Origin of the sequence: Salinimonas lutimaris (genome assembly GCF_005222225.1) — a bacterium.
In the GTDB taxonomy this organism is placed as follows: Bacteria; Pseudomonadota; Gammaproteobacteria; order Enterobacterales; family Alteromonadaceae; genus Alteromonas; species Alteromonas lutimaris.
Genome location: NZ_CP036536.1, coordinates 1,051,610 through 1,068,066, shown reverse-complemented (window position 1 = coordinate 1,068,066; position 16,457 = coordinate 1,051,610). Strand labels below are relative to the sequence as shown.

The 16,457-nt window shown below is 49.9% G+C and carries 19 protein-coding genes; 11 read left to right on the top strand and 8 right to left on the bottom strand.

Annotated features, from left to right (window positions below; genetic code table 11):
• Nucleotides 1–378 precede the first annotated feature (378 nt).
• From EZV72_RS04550 to ruvX, 4 genes are all read left to right on the top strand, one after another.
• Complete coding sequence (locus EZV72_RS04550; protein ID WP_137166119.1) at nucleotides 379–1,107, top strand: 16S rRNA (uracil(1498)-N(3))-methyltransferase; 729 nt, start codon at nucleotides 379–381, stop codon at nucleotides 1,105–1,107.
• A 112-nt stretch (nucleotides 1,108–1,219) separates the two neighbouring features.
• On the top strand, nucleotides 1,220–2,179 hold the full coding sequence (gshB, locus tag EZV72_RS04545) for a glutathione synthase (protein ID WP_137166118.1): 960 nt from the start codon (nucleotides 1,220–1,222) through the stop codon (nucleotides 2,177–2,179).
• Nucleotides 2,180–2,183: 4 nt separating this feature from the next.
• Nucleotides 2,184–2,750, top strand: a complete 567-nt coding sequence (locus EZV72_RS04540; RefSeq protein ID WP_137166117.1) for a YqgE/AlgH family protein — start codon at nucleotides 2,184–2,186, stop codon at nucleotides 2,748–2,750.
• On the top strand, nucleotides 2,743–3,171 hold the full coding sequence (gene ruvX / locus EZV72_RS04535) for a Holliday junction resolvase RuvX (RefSeq protein WP_137166116.1): 429 nt from the start codon (nucleotides 2,743–2,745) through the stop codon (nucleotides 3,169–3,171). Before EZV72_RS04540 ends, ruvX begins: the two co-directional genes overlap by 8 nt.
• Here the strand turns inward: ruvX and EZV72_RS04530 are convergent.
• Genes EZV72_RS04530 through EZV72_RS04520 form a run of 3 tightly spaced genes read right to left on the bottom strand, consistent with a single transcriptional unit; the run spans nucleotide 3,168 to nucleotide 5,694 of the window.
• Nucleotides 3,168–3,536 (bottom strand): putative signal transducing protein, encoded by a 369-nt coding sequence (locus EZV72_RS04530; protein ID WP_137166115.1) that lies wholly within the window; start codon nucleotides 3,534–3,536, stop codon nucleotides 3,168–3,170. The genes ruvX and EZV72_RS04530 overlap by 4 nt on opposite strands.
• Nucleotides 3,537–3,538: 2 nt before the next feature.
• Nucleotides 3,539–4,645 (bottom strand): PilT/PilU family type 4a pilus ATPase, encoded by a 1,107-nt coding sequence (locus EZV72_RS04525; RefSeq protein WP_137166114.1) that lies wholly within the window; start codon nucleotides 4,643–4,645, stop codon nucleotides 3,539–3,541.
• A gap of 11 nt (nucleotides 4,646–4,656) precedes the next feature.
• On the bottom strand, nucleotides 4,657–5,694 hold the full coding sequence (locus EZV72_RS04520) for a type IV pilus twitching motility protein PilT (RefSeq protein ID WP_137166113.1): 1,038 nt from the start codon (nucleotides 5,692–5,694) through the stop codon (nucleotides 4,657–4,659).
• Nucleotides 5,695–5,725: 31 nt separating this feature from the next.
• Between EZV72_RS04520 and EZV72_RS04515 the strand changes: the two genes are divergently transcribed.
• Genes EZV72_RS04515 through EZV72_RS04500 form a run of 4 tightly spaced genes read left to right on the top strand, consistent with a single transcriptional unit; the run spans nucleotide 5,726 to nucleotide 8,327 of the window.
• Nucleotides 5,726–6,415 carry a YggS family pyridoxal phosphate-dependent enzyme gene (locus EZV72_RS04515; protein WP_137166112.1) on the top strand — a complete coding sequence of 230 codons (690 nt, stop codon included), beginning with the start codon at nucleotides 5,726–5,728 and terminating at the stop codon, nucleotides 6,413–6,415.
• Between the two features lie 39 nt (nucleotides 6,416–6,454).
• Complete coding sequence (gene proC / locus EZV72_RS04510) at nucleotides 6,455–7,276, top strand: pyrroline-5-carboxylate reductase (protein ID WP_137166111.1); 822 nt, start codon at nucleotides 6,455–6,457, stop codon at nucleotides 7,274–7,276.
• Nucleotides 7,277–7,295: 19 nt separating this feature from the next.
• On the top strand, nucleotides 7,296–7,838 hold the full coding sequence (locus tag EZV72_RS04505) for a YggT family protein (RefSeq protein WP_137166110.1): 543 nt from the start codon (nucleotides 7,296–7,298) through the stop codon (nucleotides 7,836–7,838).
• 54 nt (nucleotides 7,839–7,892) lie between these two features.
• Complete coding sequence (locus tag EZV72_RS04500) at nucleotides 7,893–8,327, top strand: DUF4426 domain-containing protein (protein WP_232364508.1); 435 nt, start codon at nucleotides 7,893–7,895, stop codon at nucleotides 8,325–8,327.
• Between the two features lie 284 nt (nucleotides 8,328–8,611).
• Here the strand turns inward: EZV72_RS04500 and EZV72_RS04495 are convergent, their stop codons facing one another.
• A complete protein-coding gene (locus EZV72_RS04495) occupies nucleotides 8,612–9,241 on the bottom strand; it encodes a glutathione S-transferase family protein (RefSeq protein ID WP_137166109.1) in 630 nt (209 codons plus the stop codon).
• A 26-nt stretch (nucleotides 9,242–9,267) separates the two neighbouring features.
• A complete protein-coding gene (gene yaaA, locus EZV72_RS04490) occupies nucleotides 9,268–10,041 on the bottom strand; it encodes a peroxide stress protein YaaA (protein WP_137166108.1) in 774 nt (257 codons plus the stop codon).
• 345 nt (nucleotides 10,042–10,386) lie between these two features.
• On the opposite strand from yaaA, the gene tal reads away from it, so the two are divergent.
• The 3 genes from tal to EZV72_RS04475 all read left to right on the top strand — a co-directional run bounded on the left by tal (nucleotide 10,387) and on the right by EZV72_RS04475 (nucleotide 13,484).
• A complete protein-coding gene (tal, locus tag EZV72_RS04485; RefSeq protein ID WP_137166107.1) occupies nucleotides 10,387–11,346 on the top strand; it encodes a transaldolase in 960 nt (319 codons plus the stop codon).
• 87 nt (nucleotides 11,347–11,433) lie between these two features.
• A complete protein-coding gene (gene pgi, locus EZV72_RS04480; RefSeq protein WP_137168661.1) occupies nucleotides 11,434–13,083 on the top strand; it encodes a glucose-6-phosphate isomerase in 1,650 nt (549 codons plus the stop codon).
• Between the two features lie 224 nt (nucleotides 13,084–13,307).
• The gene (locus EZV72_RS04475; protein ID WP_137166106.1) at nucleotides 13,308–13,484 is read left to right on the top strand and encodes a DUF3545 family protein; all 177 of its coding nucleotides are present in this window, start codon (nucleotides 13,308–13,310) and stop codon (nucleotides 13,482–13,484) included.
• A gap of 57 nt (nucleotides 13,485–13,541) precedes the next feature.
• On the opposite strand, the gene ung is transcribed toward EZV72_RS04475, so the two are convergent.
• The 3 genes from ung to thrB are packed head-to-tail and all read right to left on the bottom strand — an operon-like array spanning nucleotide 13,542 to nucleotide 16,447.
• The gene (gene ung / locus EZV72_RS04470) at nucleotides 13,542–14,198 is read right to left on the bottom strand and encodes a uracil-DNA glycosylase (RefSeq protein ID WP_137166105.1); all 657 of its coding nucleotides are present in this window, start codon (nucleotides 14,196–14,198) and stop codon (nucleotides 13,542–13,544) included.
• Nucleotides 14,198–15,487: a threonine synthase gene (gene thrC, locus EZV72_RS04465; protein WP_137166104.1), complete on the bottom strand. Its 1,290-nt coding sequence runs from the start codon at nucleotides 15,485–15,487 to the stop codon at nucleotides 14,198–14,200. Before thrC ends, ung begins: the two co-directional genes overlap by 1 nt.
• 6 nt (nucleotides 15,488–15,493) lie before the next feature.
• On the bottom strand, nucleotides 15,494–16,447 hold the full coding sequence (gene thrB, locus EZV72_RS04460; RefSeq protein ID WP_137166103.1) for a homoserine kinase: 954 nt from the start codon (nucleotides 16,445–16,447) through the stop codon (nucleotides 15,494–15,496).
• Nucleotides 16,448–16,457 lie beyond the last annotated feature (10 nt).

Genomic DNA, 16,457 nt, shown 5'->3' with positions numbered 1-16,457 from the left:
CGCCAGGGAATGTGCTGAATACACTAGCCAGACCGATGAATCGAAGCTTTTTTATGGAAGCTGTATCCCCGTTCATTTCGAATCACCAAAACTTCATCGTTAACCAGACGAGATAAAGGAACATACAATGTTATTTCTTACAGTGCTGTTTGTCATTGTAGGAGTTCTGTTAGCATTTTCGCTGACAGGCGACAAAGGCAAAAATACCCCGCATGCACGACGTAGTGCTCAGACTCCGTTAAAAGCTGTTCCGACAGGCCCTAAAAAAGCCACTGCGAGGTTTATTTCCGTCAACTAATCCCCGGCAATCACAGGGAGTGATTGCTTTAGTCCGGCTCGGGTCGCTATCATAGCGACTTTTTGTAGCGGATTGTTTGTATGCGTATTCCCCGTTTTTTCTATCCTGATACCATTCCCGTCGACCAGGAATTTGCGCTTGCCTCAGAGGCTGCCCATCATGCCAGTACCGTATTACGCCTGAAAGCTAATCAGCGCATTGTGCTGTTTAATGGTGATGGCAATGAATACAGTGGTCAGATTATCAGTGTTGCACGCAAAGAAGTGATTGTGGAAATGGATGCCTGTTTGTCAGTCAGCACAGAGTCGGCTTTGCCTCTGCATTTAGGTCAGGGGATATCAAAGGGCGACCGGATGGATACTGTGCTGCAAAAAAGCGTGGAGCTGGGCGTAACGCAGATCACCCCGCTTCTGACCGAGCGCTGCACCGTCAAACTGGACGAAAAGCGCTGGGAAAAGAAACTTGCCCAGTGGCAAAAAATCATTATCGGCGCCTGTGAGCAAAGTGGCCGCAATATTGTTCCTGTGCTAAATCCTATCCAGACCCTCAATGAGTTTACTGCGGCCTCTACCAGTGAGCATCGCCTGATTCTGTCTCCGGGTGCAGCCACCGCGTTTGGCAGAACACCTTATTGCTCACAGGGGTATCGGCTGATTATCGGCCCCGAGGGCGGTCTGACCGAAAGTGAAGTCCATCATGCCAGCGAGTGCGGGTATAACCCGGTTAGTATGGGGCCGCGCATTTTGCGCACCGAAACCGCCGCGATTACCAGCTTGAGTGTTTTGCAGGCGCTGCACGGCGACTTATAAAAACGGCTTTATGGTCATGGCCGCAAAAAAGGTGACAGCGCCTTGCTGCACCTTGAAAAAACCTGCCATGGCAGCCATATCCCCACATAACCTTGCTAAGTGAGTTGAAACCATGAGCTATACTGTCGGCGTCGTAATGGACCCAATCGCCAAAATTAAACCTTATAAAGACACCAGTTTTGCTATGATGCTGGAAGCCCAGCGCCGCGGTGCAACGGTGTTGTATTTTGAGCTGAGCGACTTGTACATTGATAATGGCAAGCCGATGGGAATTGCGCGGCCAGTATCGGTGGTCGACCGTAACGAAGATTTTTATACCCTGGGAGAGGCCGCCCTGATACCTCTTGGCGAGGTGGATGTGCTGCTGATGCGTAAAGATCCTCCCTTCGACAGTGAATTTTTATACGCGACGCAGATTTTATCACTGGCCGAGCGCGACGGCGCCCTGGTGGTGAATAACCCGCAAGGTCTGCGCGACTATAATGAAAAGCTGTTTACATCCTGGTTTGGCGACAAAATTCCCGACACCATGGTTACCAGTGATGCCGGTCGGGTCCGTGAATTTCATTCCCGTCACAAAGACATTATCTGTAAACCGCTGGACGGAATGGGTGGCGCCTCTATCTTTCGTATTAAAGAAGATGGCAATAACCTGGGCGTGGTGATTGAGACGCTGACCGCGCATGGTAGTCGCTACATGATGGTGCAAAAATATATGCCGGAGATCAAAGACGGCGATAAGCGCATTCTGATTGTCGATGGTGAGGTGGTGCCCTATGCCCTGGCCCGCTTGCCCAGCGCCGGTGAAACCCGGGGCAACCTGGCCGCCGGCGGTACCGGTCGTCCGCAGCCTTTGAGTGAGTCAGACAAAGCCCTCGCAGAGCACATTGCGCCGGTACTCAAAGAGCACGGATTAATTTTTGTGGGGCTGGATGTTATCGGTGATAAAATTACTGAAATAAACGTAACCAGCCCGACTTGCGTAAGAGAAATAGAAGCCGAGTTTGATATTAACATTATGGCGATGTTGTTCGATGCCATAGAACGCCGCCTGAAGTCACTAAGTGAGTGAGCGTATGACTGAGCTGAAAAGCCTGCAAAACCATTTACTGATTGCGATGCCATCGCTGGATGACCCTTACTTTGAGCGGTCGCTGACCTACATCTGTGAGCATAACGATGAAGGTGCCATGGGCATTGTGCTTAATCAGCCCTCCAGTATGAACTTAAAGCAGTTACTTGAGCAAACTGACAAGGAACTGGAAATCAGCGCCGACAAAGCTGAGCAGATTGTACTGGCCGGAGGCCCGGTCAGTCAGGAGCGCGGTTTTGTATTGCACTCTGATCAGGGGCAATGGAGTTCCAGCCTGACCCTGGCAGACAATGTTGTGGTCACTACCTCTAAAGATATTCTGACCGCCATTGGCAATAACAGTGGCCCGGAAAAATCACTGGTAGCGCTGGGTTATGCAGGCTGGTCAGCGGGTCAGCTGGAAAAAGAGTTACAGGAAAATGCCTGGCTGACCATCGAGGCCGACCCGGACATTCTGTTTAATACCCCGATGCATCGTAAGTGGCAGGCCGCGGTCAATAAACTGGGCATTGATGTGTGGCAGCTGACCCCAGAGATCGGTCATGCGTGAGGCGGGCCAGCGTACCGTACTGGCATTTGATTTTGGTACCAAAAGTATTGGTGTGGCAGTGGGTCAGGAAGTGACGGGTACAGCCTCGCCACTGGCAGCCCTGAAAGCCCGTGATGGCATCCCCGACTGGGACAGTGTGGGACGGTTATTTGAAGAATGGCGACCCGATTTGGCTGTGGTCGGCCTACCACTGAATATGGACGGGACCGAGCAGGATGTTACCCAGCGGGCAAAAAAGTTTGCCAATCGTCTGCACGGCCGGTTCAAAACGCAGGTACAGACCTGGGACGAGCGGTTATCTACCGCTGATGCCAAAGCCATGTTATTTGAGCTGGGTGGATACAAGAAGCTGACCAAAGAGAAAGTCGACAGTGTGTCTGCCTGCGTCATCTTCACCAGCTGGGCAGAAAATCAGTATTAAAGCTGAGCGCGGCTACAGCTGCCGTCTTTTTTGCGATGACAGCAGGGCTCTTCCTGCGGCGCCTGGCACTGCCAGCAAATACCAAAGGCACCTTCGTTTATTTCATGACATTTAGCACACCGCCAGTCGGCATTTTCGCACACACAGGCGGTGTCGCTGCTTAACCCTTCGACAACCTGAATAGCCCGGTGATACCAGCTGTCATCCACCAGCCAGACTTCCTGCTGAATATCCTGCCAGGGAAGCTCCCCTACAGCACCGGCTATAAACTCGTTTTTCATCAGGTAAGGAATGCCTACCTCTTCCAGCTCACTGCGTAGCCGCTGAATGAGAAAGCGATCCTCACTACCAAACAATTTATGCATGGTTAATCCATATCAATGGATACATTACTCAGTGAACCCAGGTTAGAGCCTTCGTTGGTATCCAGTTTTACCATCAGACGAAGATCATTTGGAGAGTCAGCATGATGCAGGGCCTGCTCCATATTGATAATATCTGCATTGAGCAGCTCATACAGTGCCATATCGAAGGTCTGCATACCAGCCTCTTTGCTTTTTGCCATCGCTTCTTTAAGCTCACCAATCCGGTTATTTTGTATCAATTCGCTGACAAACGGGGTATTGAGCAGCACTTCAATGGCCGCCACCCGTCCACCATCATTACGTGGCACCAGTTGCTGAGCCACAATAGCACGCAGATTCAGACTCAAATCAAACAGCAGCTTGTTGTGCAGCTCACGGGGGGCCAGGTGCATGATCCGCTCAATAGCCTGATTGGCATTGTTGGCATGCAAAGTGGCAACACACAAATGCCCGGTGTCAGCAAAAGACATGGCATACTCCATGGTTTCCATGCTGCGAATCTCACCAAGCAAAATCACATCCGGGGCCTGGCGCAAAGAGCTTTTCAGTGCTTCGTCAAATGAATGAGTATCAATGCCCACTTCACGCTGGGTCACTACACACTGACCGTGGCGGTGGATAAATTCAATCGGGTCCTCAATGGTCAGTATATGGCCTTTTGAATTGTGATTACGGTGATTTATCAGCGCCGCCAGCGAGGTCGACTTACCCGTGCCGGTCGCCCCTACCATCAGAACCAGCCCGCGCTTGCTCATGATTACATCTTTTAAAATAGGCGGCAGCCCCAGATCGTCGGCTTTAGGAATTTCGGTGACAATCCGGCGAATCACCATGCCAACAGAATCGCGCTGCCAGAATGCACTGCACCGAAACCGCCCCAGTCCGCTGATACCCACAGCAAAGTTTGCTTCTTTTTGAACATTCAGCTCTTCAATGTACCGCGGCTCCATGATGCTGTGCACCAGCTCCTTGGCCTGAAACTGAGACAACGGGGCATCCGCTATCGCCACCAGTTCGCCATTGATTTTAGCGCTGACCGGAAAACCGGCTGTCACAAAAATATCCGAGGCGCCCTGTTCGGTGGCCTGGCGCAAATAATCAATTAACATCCAGTCTGTTCCTAAAAAGAGTTTTGTTTATCAATCGATTTTTCAGCGGCATCCTGCTGGGTAATGACCCCTTTTGCCACCAGCCGCTGCAGACACTGATCCATGGTTTGCATGCCCATGGCCTGGCCGGTCTGAATCACCGAATACATCTGCGGAACCTTATCTTCACGAATCAGGTTTCGGATCGCCGGTACACCCAGCATAATCTCATGGGCCGCCACCCGGCCACCGCCGATTTTTTTAAGCAGGGTTTGTGAAATAACCGCCCGCAGAGACTCTGACAACATTGAGCGTATCATCGACTTTTCGGCCGCCGGAAATACATCAATAATCCGGTCGATGGTTTTCGGCGCCGAGTTAGTATGCAGTGTACCAAATACCAGATGGCCGGTTTCTGCCGCTGACATCGCCAGCCGGATGGTTTCCAGATCCCGCAATTCACCCACCAGAATAACATCCGGGTCTTCACGCAGCGCCGAGCGCAGCGCGTTATTAAAGCTCTTGGTATCACGGTGCACTTCACGCTGGTTGAGCAGACTCAACTTATTGTCGTGCACAAACTCGATTGGATCTTCGATAGTCAGAATATGATGACGCTGATGGGCATTGATATGGTCTATCATCGCCGCCAGCGTGGTACTTTTACCTGAGCCGGTGGCGCCGGTTACCAGCACCAGTCCTGTGGGCTGGTTAATAATCGATTTAAAGATTTCCGGTGCGCCCAGTTCATCCAGGGTCAGAACCCGGGACGGAATGGTACGTAACACCGCAGCAGCGCCCCGGTTCTGAACAAATGCATTCACCCGGAAACGTGATAAGTCTTTCACTTCAAAGGAAAAGTCAACTTCCAGGTTTTCTTCATACTCCTTGCGCTGGGCATCATTCATAATTTCATAAATCAGGCCATGAACCTGCTTATGATCCAGCTCGGGGATATTCAGCCTGCGCATCTGTCCGTCAACCCGGATGATAGGCGGCAGGCCTGCTGACAAGTGTAAATCCGAGGCGTTATTCTTTACACTGAAAGCTAAAAGTTCGGTAATATCCACGATTACTTCTCCACATCGTTTTAGGTGCCTAATGCAAACAATAGCAGAACGACTGAAATTCGCCTGTGAACGCAAGGATCAGGCCGCTGCTAGTGCTAATCGTCCTTCAGATTCTATTCAATTACTAGCGGTATCAAAGACTAAACCGGTATCTGATATCAGGTTAGCGTATGAAGCCGGACAACGTTTATTTGGTGAAAACTACATTCAGGAAGGTGTGGAAAAAGTGCAGACGCTGTCTGAACTTACCGATATTGTGTGGCATTTGATTGGCCCCATCCAGTCTAACAAAACCCGCGACGTGGCCGCGCACTTTGACTGGGTGCAGTCCATAGACCGGGAGAAAATTGCCCGGCGCCTGAATGATCAGCGTCCTGAACACTTGCCGGCGCTGAATGTCTGTATTCAGGTCAACATTGATGAAGAAGGTAGTAAATCCGGCGTTCACGTGGATGAGCTTGACGGACTTGTCAATGCAGTGTCCGGATTTGAGCGATTACAGTTACGCGGCCTGATGGCGATTCCCAAAGCGGACGCCAGTGCCGAACAACAACAGCGCACTTTGCAAACACTGGCTGAATTGTTTGACCACTATCGTACAAAGCTGAGCAATTTTGATACCCTGTCCGTAGGTATGAGTGGTGATATGGACGAAGCCATTGCCCATGGCTCGACAATGGTGCGTATCGGTACGGCTATTTTTGGTGCCCGCACGCCCTGATTGTCACCAATTATTTGACTTCAAACCATAAGGATACATATGCAACAGAAAAAACTCGCTTTCATTGGCGCCGGTAATATGAGCCGCAGCATCATCAGCGGACTGGTTAATTCTGGTTACGATAAAGATCTGATTATGGCCAGCAATCCGTCGACCCCAAAACTGGATGCGCTGAAGGCTGACTTTGGCATTCATATTACCCAGTCAAACGATGAAGCCTGTGCATTTGCTGATGCCATTGTTCTTTCGGTAAAACCTCAGCTGATGGGTGACATGTGCGCCGATTTACAGCAGAACAACACGCTTTCCGACAAACTGTTTATCTCTATTGCTGCTGGCCTGACCGTCAGCCGTTTGCAGGACATGCTGGGCGGTGAATATCCGGTAGTCCGGGTTATGCCAAACACACCAAGTCTGCTGGGTAAAGGCATGTCAGGGCTGTATGCCGATGAAACCATCACCAGCGATAACCGCCAGTTTGTTGAAGACATGATGAATGGGGTGGGTAAAACCGTCTGGGCAGAAAAAGAAGATGAAATTAACGGTGTGATTGCTGCTGCCGGTAGCAGTCCTGCTTATTTTTTCCTGTTCTTGCAAGCGATGCAGGAAGAAGCCATGAATATGGGCTTTGATAAAGACGCAGCCCGTACTATGGTTCAGCAAGCCTGTCTGGGCGCCGCTGAAATGGTTTGCCAGAACCCACAGCTGGAACTGAGCGAATTACGTGCTCAGGTGACCTCAAAAGGCGGGACAACCGCCGCGGCGGTCAATACGCTAATTGATGAAGGCTTGTCTGATATTGTGTCAAAAGCAATGCGGGCCGCAGTTTCACGTGCCGAAGAAATGGCAAAACAATTTTAATCTAACAGGATATTCATAGATGAGCGCATCGGTATTTTTAATCTCTACCCTGTTCAACCTGTACCTGATGGTAGTGATTTTACGATTGTGGTTACAACTTGTCAGAGCGGATTTTTACAATCCGCTAAGTCAGTTTGTGGTCAAAGCAACACACCCGGTTGTCGGACCGATGCGTCGTATTATTCCGTCGCTGGGTCGATTTGACACCGCCACCTTTGTGTTTGCGATTATCGTATCGTTCGCCAAGCTGGCGGCCTTATCCTTTTTATTCGGCTCTGGACTGAATAACCCGCTGGCTGTACTGCTGCTATCTGTGGTGGATGTCATTAAAGAGGCGTTCAGCCTGGTGTTCTGGGTACTGATTCTGCGGGCAATCCTAAGCTGGGTGTCACAGGGACAAAATCCGGTAGAGTATGTATTACACCAGCTTACCGAACCTTTCCTGGCCCCTATTCGCAAAGTACTGCCGCCTATTGGCGGGCTGGACCTGTCGGTACTGGTGGCCATTATTGCATTGCAATTTATTCAGTTGCTTTTGCAGGACACCTTCGGTTTATACTAACCTGAATATAAAAAAGCGGCTCTGAGCCGCTTTTCTTTATCTCAGGGGGTCGATATGCGTCGTTTATCTTCATTTTGCGTGGTAATGATATTCTGCTCACTGTTTTTCAGTGGTGCAGCACAGGCAGAGCAAAAACAGGTGCTGGGTAACTGGGATGTGCATTATATGGTGGTTAATACCACGTTTTTAAGCCCGGATGTCGCCAGCACCTACAATATCGTGCGCAGCAAATACAGCGCACTGGTCAATATCTCTGTGCTCGACAGCTCCTCCCAGCAAGCTCAGAATGCCGCCCTGACCGGCACTGCCACAAACCTGCTTGGCGTAAAAAAGTCGCTGAGCTTTCGTAAAGTTGAAGAAGGTGATGCCATTTATTATCTGGCTACTTTGTCCTTTGACGACCCGGAAACCTTCCGGTTTGCTATTGATGTGCAGCAGGGCAACGCCACACGCACACTGAAATTTAAGCAAAAGCTCTACGCAGAATAAAAAGCGCTCCCCCAACTTTCGAAGATAAAGGGCCTTAAAGCTGAGGGCCGCTGAAGCTAGCAGGCGTTAACGCTGACGGATAAAACGGGTCTTTGAAACCGTAGTCACCGGCCGCTCCCACCATCTATCGTCATTAAGTGTTTAAACACTGTTGGATTAAGCGCTGCCTGGCTGTGCACTGTCTGGATTTGCTCGGACCGGGCCCGCACTATTCGATAGCTGCCTGTCAATGCAGCTATCCTGTGTCGCGCTGTCCGGCATGTGTTGTTAATAAGTTGTCTTACTTAGCCAGGTTTGTAACTGTCTTCACACCGCTTTGCCGCTGCAAATGCATCACGGGCCTCCAGGCGTGCGCAATAATTGCGGACATTATCATGCAGCAGTTCCTGTCCGGCTTCACGGGCCCACATCAGTGTGTGGCCGGCCAGAATATCCGCCACGGTAAACATATTACCCACCACAAACTCGTTGTCTCCCAGAGTATTGGCAAACACCTCAAGGGCATGCTGATACTCATAAGTGCCGCAGTCTTTCATGCCGGCCAGCCGGTAAGCTTCAGGTAAAGCAAAAGAATGCTTTACCATCGACCACAGTGGCTGCTCCAATTCTGTGGCTAAAAAGAACATGGCCTGCTCAAAGCTGGCTCGTTCGGGTGTTGCTACAGCCGGAATAAATTCCTGATAACCGTGGGTGTCGGCCAGTTGACACAAAATGGCAGACGATTCGGTCATGCTCAGGCCATGGCCTACCAGCAGCGGCACTTTCGATGTGGGGGTCAGGGCTTTGTAGGCGGCCTCGCGATGTTCACCTTTAAGCAGGTTCACCACCTTATACTCGTACGGCAGGCCCATCTCTTCGAGCGCCCAGACCACCCGCAATGACCGGGTGCCGGGAAATCCATAAAGGGTATACATTGCGCAGCCTCCTCTAGCCACCAGATTTATTGTTCGTCGCGCAGGAACACCAAATCAGTGGCACTGCTTTGCTCTTCGCTGAAATAATAGCCCTGCTCACTAAACGCTTTTAAGCCAGCCACATCTTCAACCTGATTGTCCAGAATATAGCGGGCCATCAGACCACGGGCTTTTTTGGCGTAAAAGCTGATAACTTTATACTGGCCGTTTTTCTGATCCTTAAACTGCGGCGTAACAATCATACCGTCCAGCTGTTTTTTCTTTACTGATTTAAAGTACTCATTTGAGGCCAGATTGACCAGCACATTATCGCCCTGTGCTGCCAGGGCTTTATTCAGGTTCAGGGTTATCTGGTCGCCCCAGAATGCATACAGATCTTTACCCTGCGCATTATCCAGTTTAGTTCCCATCTCCAGCCGGTAGGCCTGCATTAAATCCAGCGGACGCAACACGCCATATAGACCAGACAAAATCCGCAAGTGGTCCTGAGCATAATCCAGTGAGGTCTCACTGAGCGAGTAAGCATCCAGACCGGTATAAACATCACCGTTAAAAGCAAACACAGCCTGGCGGGCATTGTTCTGCGTGAACGGAGTTGAAAATTCAGCAAACCGGTTAGCATTGAGGGCTGCCAGTTTGTCGCTGATGTGCATCAGCGAGGATAAATCTGCCGGTGACAATTCACAACAGCGCTCAACCAGGGTCTCTGCCGATGACAGCAACTCAGGCTGCGTGTGCTTAGTCACCGGTAACTGAGTTTCGTAATCCAGATTTTTAGCAGGGGAAACGACAACAAGCATGATAACTCCGTTAATTCTTGATTTATCTGGCAAGTCTACCCAGACCTTTCAGGCACTTAAAGAAAAATTACCCTATCAGGTTAATCAATTAACTGGTTGAATACCTGTCAACAACCCCAATGTACACTGTACGAGCATAAATCGACTGTTCACGGGTTTGTAGTTTAATAAAGAAGATGGTTTGATGTAACAACAGTCACATCATCGATCTGAATGCCACCGACAGGCATACAAACCTGACAACATTGATTACATCATCAGGATGTCACTTATTTTTATCCGCAAACTCCATTGTTGTGGGTGTGCTGATGTGTTTTTTTAACCGCTACAGATTCAGAGAGAACTATGAGCAATCAGTTACAAGCGCTACGCGAAATGACCACTGTTGTCGCTGACACAGGCGATATCGAAGCGATCAAAAAATATGAGCCGGTAGATGCCACCACCAACCCGTCACTATTGCTGAAGGCTGCTGGTTTACCGCATTATGAGCAAATCATTGAAGATGCTGTAGCCTGGGCAAAATTGCAGTCCAAGGACGCCGACCAGCAACTGGTTGATGCAGCAGACAAACTTAATGTATTAATTGGTAAAGAAATTTCCGGCTCTGTACCTGGCCGTATCTCTACCGAGGTTGATGCACGTTTATCGTTTGATACCGAAGCGACGATCGCCAAAGCAGAGCGCCTGATCGAGCTGTATGCAGACGAAGGCATTGATAAAGAGCGTATCTTAATCAAGATTGCATCTACCTGGGAAGGTATTCGCGCTGCAGAAGTACTTGAACAAAAGGGAATTAACTGTAATCTGACATTGCTGTTCAGTTTTGCTCAGGCCCGGGCCTGTGCCGAAGCCGGTGTATTTTTGATTTCGCCATTTGTTGGCCGGATTCTGGACTGGTACAAAGCAAATACTGGCACCGCTGAATATGCCCCGCATGAAGATCCGGGCGTGCAGTCAGTGACCCAAATTTATAATTATTATAAAGAGCACGGCTACAATACCATCGTGATGGGCGCAAGCTTCCGTAACATTGGTGAGATTCAGGCCCTGGCAGGCTGTGACCGCTTAACTATCAGCCCTGCGCTGCTGGAAGAGCTGGCTAACGAAACCGCCGAGCTTAAGCCCGTGCTTGAAGATAAAGGCGCCTCTGAAACTCCGGGTGAGAAACTTGATGAAATCAGTTTCCGCTGGGAGATGAATGAAGACCCTATGGCGACCGAAAAGCTGGCCGAAGGTATCCGCAACTTTGCGAAAGATCAGGTCAAACTGGAAACAATGCTGAGAGAAAAACTGGACGCCTAGTTTTATCGCGTATTGTTTACCCTATACAAAGGTTATGTTCTTCGAGCATAACCTTTTTGCTTATCTAAACGACTATAGGAATTGATGATGACCACACTTACCAGTCAGCCGGAATGGCAACGTCTAAGCGAGCTCGCAGCATCTGTAAAAGATGCCCATATGCGGGACTGGTTTGCGCAGGATCCATCCCGTGCTGAAACCATGCAGGCCGAAGCCTGTGGTATTCACCTTGATTACTCAAAAAACCGTGTCACCCAGGAAGTACTTGACGGGTTATTCGAGCTAGCCAGCGCACGCGGTCTGGATAGCGCCCGCAGTGAAATGTTTGGTGGTGAGCCTATCAATACCACTGAAAATCGCGCTGTGCTGCACACTGCTTTGCGTAATTTCTCCGGTCAGCCGGTGATGGTTGACGGCGAAGATGTAATGCCAGAAGTACTGGCGACACTTGAAAAAATTCGTACGTTTACTGAATCTGTGCATTCTGGTGAGCATAAAGGTTATACCGGCAAGCCGGTAAAAGATGTGGTGGCCATTGGTATTGGCGGCTCTTTCCTGGGCCCTAAAATCATGACCGAAGCACTAAAACCCTATCGCAGTGATGCGGTTAATGTGCATTTTGTTGCCAATGTGGATGGTTGCCATATTAAAGATGTGCTGGCCGGAGTCGATCACGAAGAAACGCTGGTTGTAATGTCCTCCAAGTCGTTCTCGACACAGGAAACCCTGCAGAACACCGTCACTGCCCGTGATTGGTTTTTAGCTCAGGGCGGCACTCAGGAAGATGTTGCCAAACATTTTGTTGCCGTATCATCCAATGTAAAAGCAGCCACTGACTTTGGCATTGCAGAGCATAACATCTTTCCTATGTGGGACTGGGTTGGCGGACGCTATTCATTGTGGTCGGCCATCGGTCTGCCTATTTCCCTGAGTCTGGGTTTTGAAAACTTCAAAGGTCTGCTGGAAGGTGCACACGAAATGGACAATCATTTCAAAGATGCACCACTAAAGAGCAACCTGCCGGTCATCATGGCCATGCTGGGCGTATGGTATCGCAACTTCTTTGATGCCCAGTCGACCGTCATGCTGCCGTATTATCATTATCTGCGAGGCCTGCCTGCCTATGTGCAGCAGCTGGATATGGAAAGTAACGGTAAGCAGGTAACCAAAGACGGTGAAGTGGTTGACCATGAGACCGGTCCTATCATCTGGGGCAGCGAAGGAACCAACGGTCAGCACAGCTTTCACCAGCTGATTCACCAGGGCACAAGCCTTATCCCTGCTGACTTTATGCTGCCATTGAATGTGCCGAATCAGGACGACACGCATCACGCGATGCTGGCATCTAACTGCTTTGGTCAGACCCAGGCACTGATGCAGGGTAAAACCTTTGATGAGTGTTATGCCGACCTTGAAGGCGCTGGCCTGGACGATGAAACCCGTCAGCATATTGCCCTGCATAAAACCATGCCAGGCAACAAGCCCAGCAACACATTACTGTTCAATCAGCTTGATCCAAAAACACTTGGCTCACTTGTTGCTCTATATGAACATAAGGTGTTTGTTCAGGGTGTGATTTGGCAGGTTAACTCCTTTGATCAATGGGGTGTAGAACTTGGTAAAGTACTTGGTAATCAGGTACTTGATGGTATTCAGGGTAAAGCTGATGCCGACCAGTTTGATGCATCTACTCTCCAGCTTATCGAGAAGTTCCGCAACGCTAATGCACCAAAATAAACAGTAGCCAGCAGACGCGCTACTGTAGTGCAATTCGCGGCCAGGTTCACTGGCCGCTTATCCACATCCTGCTCACCACTCGTGTCATGAAACTGTCACGCTTTGTAAATAAAAGGTTAACTTTTTTATTTTATTTTGCATGTGGCTGTGATACAAAAATGACCAGAGGGATTTAATTCGTTCGCTCTGTGACTGAAGTTAGTGGTAACAATAAGGAGATCCACGTGGATAAGTCAGATCTATTTACCATGTTAGATATCGAAGCAACTCCGGCAAAAACCAAAAGCAAAAAGCGTAAATGGAGAGAGATAGAAGCACTGCAGGATAGATATAAACTAGAAAAGGAACTATCGGAAATTGACTACAATTTCGAATACGAATTAGAAACAATGGAAAGATAATGCAAAAACGGCCACCTGCTCAAAGGTGGCCGTTTTTCGTTATAGCGTCTGATAAACTTAAACTTGCCAGGTGATGGGCGTTTTGCCATGCGCCTGCAACAATGAATTCGTCTGACTAAAGTGTCTGCAACCTAAGAAGCCCCGATGCGCCGACAACGGAGACGGATGCGGTGCCGTCAGAACATGATGGCGCTGGGTATCAATGTACTTGCCTTTTTTCTGGGCATGACTCCCCCACAGTAAAAAGACCACATTGTCACCATGCTGGTTTACCGCCTCAATAACTGCATCAGTGAAGGTTTCCCAGCCATATTTTGCATGGCTATGCGCTTTGCCCTGCTCGACCGTCAGCACAGCATTTAGCAGCAATACTCCCTGCTGTGCCCATGCGGTCAGGTGGCCGTGTTCAGGTATTTGAAACCCATTAATATCAGCCGCGAGCTCTTTATAGATATTTTTAAGTGAAGGTGGCACCTTTACTCCCGGCAATACCGAAAAGCTCAGGCCGTGCGCCTGGTGCGGACCGTGATAGGGGTCCTGTCCGAGAATCACCACTTTCACCTCATCCAGCGCTGTATACTTCAATGCATTAAATACATCACCGGCAGACGGAAACACCGCCTTGCCGTTTTGCCGGGCCTGTTCAACCCGGTCAAGTAAGGCCCGAAAATACGGTTTTTCCTTTTCCGGCCCCAGGACATCCTGCCACTGCATTATTTATCTTTCAGCAGACTGAACATATGCGCTTTAAGCGCTTCATAGTCGGCTGCCACGTCTACGGCCAGGCTGTCTTCTCCAGCCACATCCGCCAGGGCTTTGGGCAGACTAATAGGCTGACCCAGTACATTTTCCACTGTTTCACGGAATTTTGCCGGATGTGCGGTACCCAGGAACACCCCTTTTTCCTGCTCCTGCAGGTCATGGCTGACCGCACGATAGGCAATCGCGGCGTGCGGCTCGCTGGTATAGCCAGACTGGGCCAGCTGACGCATCGCCATTTGGGTGTACTGCTCGTCAACCGACTCTCCGCGCAAACAGGCTTTATCCAGGTAACCACGCTCAATCAGCGCTTCAATCCGGGGCCAGTTGTTTGGCTGACTGACATCCATCGCATTTGATATGGTCGCGACAGTGGCTTTAGGCGCCCACTCACCGGTTTTCAGATAACGCGGCACTGTATCGTTAAGGTTGGTGGCGGCAATAAAACGCTTAATCGGCAGTCCCATGGCTTTAGCAATCATACCCGCGGTAAGATTACCAAAGTTGCCGCTGGGTACTGAAAATACCAGCTCATCACGATCTTCTTCAGGAATCTGACTGACCGCTTCAAAGTAGTAACAGACCTGCGCCATCAGTCGGCTGATATTGATAGAGTTAGCCGAGTTTAGATGCAGGCCTTCACGTACTTCCGGATCATCAAATGCCTGTTTAACCATTGACTGACAGGCATCAAAATCTGACTCAATTGCCACGGTGTGAATATTATCACCCAGGGTCGAAAACAGCTTTTCCTGCAGCGGGCTGATTTTTCCTTTGGGAAACAGGATCACTACATTAATGTTGTCGATACCGTGAAACGCATGCGCCACAGCCGCGCCAGTATCGCCTGAGGTAGCGGTTAAAATAGTAACCGGCTTGCCTTGTGAAATACGGGACAGACACTGGGCCATGAAACGACCACCGAAGTCTTTAAATGCCAGCGTCGGGCCATGAAAAAGCTCCAGCGAGTAGACCTTGTCGGTGACCTTTTCTACCGGCGCCGGAAAGTCAAATGCCTGCTCGACAATCTCATTAAGCACACCGTCGCCCAGTTCATCACCGATCAGCGCATGCAATACTTCGATACTACGCTCAACAAACGGCTTTTCGAGCAGTGTGTCGATGTTCGCCAGTTTTGGGATGGCGGTTGGAAAATACAGGCCCTGGTGTTTACCCAGACCGCGCTTTACTGCTTGAGAAAAAGATACGACATCGCTGGCATCTTTTAAATTAACTAATTCCACTATGATTTACCCTTGCTTGTCCTGAGCACCCACAGCCGGGATGCTACATACGTGGCTAAAGCCATCTTCATTCTGCTTATAGTTGTTTTCCAGCCAGTCGGCAATAATCTGCGCGTCCTGCTGACTCTGACATACCGCAAACACAGTCGGGCCGGACCCGGAGATTCCAAATGCCAGTGCGCCGTTTTGCATACTAAAGGCCCGGGCTTCATCAAACCCCGGAAGCAGCGATTTTCGGTATGGCTCGGCAATAACATCCTGCATCACGCTGGCCGCCAGAGTAGTATCACCACTGTGCAGGGCATGTACAAACACACCCAGCTGCCGACCAAAATCCAGTGCGGTGCCCAGACCAATCTGTGTGGGCAGAATATCCCGTGCTGCTGACGTTGACACACTGATCCCCGAATAGCAAATTGCCCAGTACCAGTCTTTTTGTAACGGCAGCGACACGGTAACCGGTGAGCTTTGCCCGGTCATCAGCGTCATCCCACCTAGAAAGCAGGGGGCGACATTGTCGTAATGCACACTACCGCTAATCTGCCCTTCCAGCTCACCCATCATATGCAGCAGGGCGTCTTTATCAAACGGCGAGCCAAAGTGAACATTCAGGGCATGCAGCGCTGCCACGATAGAGCTGGCACTGGAGCCCAGGCCACTGCCAATGGGCAGATTCTTGTGTAGCGTCATGGCCACCGGATGGGTCGCATGACCAAACTTCACACAGGCTTCAAGAAAATGTTCATAGCAGTGGGTGACGATATTGGTGTTTTCATCCGCTGGCAGTTTATGCGCAAATGGCCCGCTGACTTTCAAAGAAAACTGTTCAGCCTGCTCTACGTCGACCACATCGCCAAGTGTGTCGCCATTAACCGGCTCCAGCGCAGCGCCCAGTACATCGAAACCTAAACTTACATTGCCGATAGAAGCCGGCGCATAGGCGGTGGTTTTTACAGTCATTGTTATGTGT

What these genes read in the sequence shown, in the direction of transcription:
- ung (WP_137166105.1), bottom strand. Translation starts at nt 14,198, where the DNA reads ATGCAGTGGCAGGATGTCCTGGGGCCGGAAAAGGAAAAACCGTATTTT.
- ruvX (WP_137166116.1), top strand. Translation starts at nt 2,743, where the DNA reads ATGCGTGAGGCGGGCCAGCGTACCGTACTGGCATTTGATTTTGGTACC.
- tal (WP_137166107.1), top strand. Translation starts at nt 10,387, where the DNA reads ATGAGCAATCAGTTACAAGCGCTACGCGAAATGACCACTGTTGTCGCT.
- thrB (WP_137166103.1), bottom strand. Translation starts at nt 16,447, where the DNA reads ATGACTGTAAAAACCACCGCCTATGCGCCGGCTTCTATCGGCAATGTA.
- EZV72_RS04550 (WP_137166119.1), top strand. Translation starts at nt 379, where the DNA reads ATGCGTATTCCCCGTTTTTTCTATCCTGATACCATTCCCGTCGACCAG.
- EZV72_RS04500 (WP_232364508.1), top strand. Translation starts at nt 7,893, where the DNA reads ATGCGTCGTTTATCTTCATTTTGCGTGGTAATGATATTCTGCTCACTG.
- EZV72_RS04505 (WP_137166110.1), top strand. Translation starts at nt 7,296, where the DNA reads ATGAGCGCATCGGTATTTTTAATCTCTACCCTGTTCAACCTGTACCTG.
- proC (WP_137166111.1), top strand. Translation starts at nt 6,455, where the DNA reads ATGCAACAGAAAAAACTCGCTTTCATTGGCGCCGGTAATATGAGCCGC.
- EZV72_RS04525 (WP_137166114.1), bottom strand. Translation starts at nt 4,645, where the DNA reads ATGTTAATTGATTATTTGCGCCAGGCCACCGAACAGGGCGCCTCGGAT.
- EZV72_RS04530 (WP_137166115.1), bottom strand. Translation starts at nt 3,536, where the DNA reads ATGCATAAATTGTTTGGTAGTGAGGATCGCTTTCTCATTCAGCGGCTA.
- yaaA (WP_137166108.1), bottom strand. Translation starts at nt 10,041, where the DNA reads ATGCTTGTTGTCGTTTCCCCTGCTAAAAATCTGGATTACGAAACTCAG.
- gshB (WP_137166118.1), top strand. Translation starts at nt 1,220, where the DNA reads ATGAGCTATACTGTCGGCGTCGTAATGGACCCAATCGCCAAAATTAAA.
- EZV72_RS04515 (WP_137166112.1), top strand. Translation starts at nt 5,726, where the DNA reads ATGCAAACAATAGCAGAACGACTGAAATTCGCCTGTGAACGCAAGGAT.
- EZV72_RS04540 (WP_137166117.1), top strand. Translation starts at nt 2,184, where the DNA reads ATGACTGAGCTGAAAAGCCTGCAAAACCATTTACTGATTGCGATGCCA.
- pgi (WP_137168661.1), top strand. Translation starts at nt 11,434, where the DNA reads ATGACCACACTTACCAGTCAGCCGGAATGGCAACGTCTAAGCGAGCTC.
- EZV72_RS04495 (WP_137166109.1), bottom strand. Translation starts at nt 9,241, where the DNA reads ATGTATACCCTTTATGGATTTCCCGGCACCCGGTCATTGCGGGTGGTC.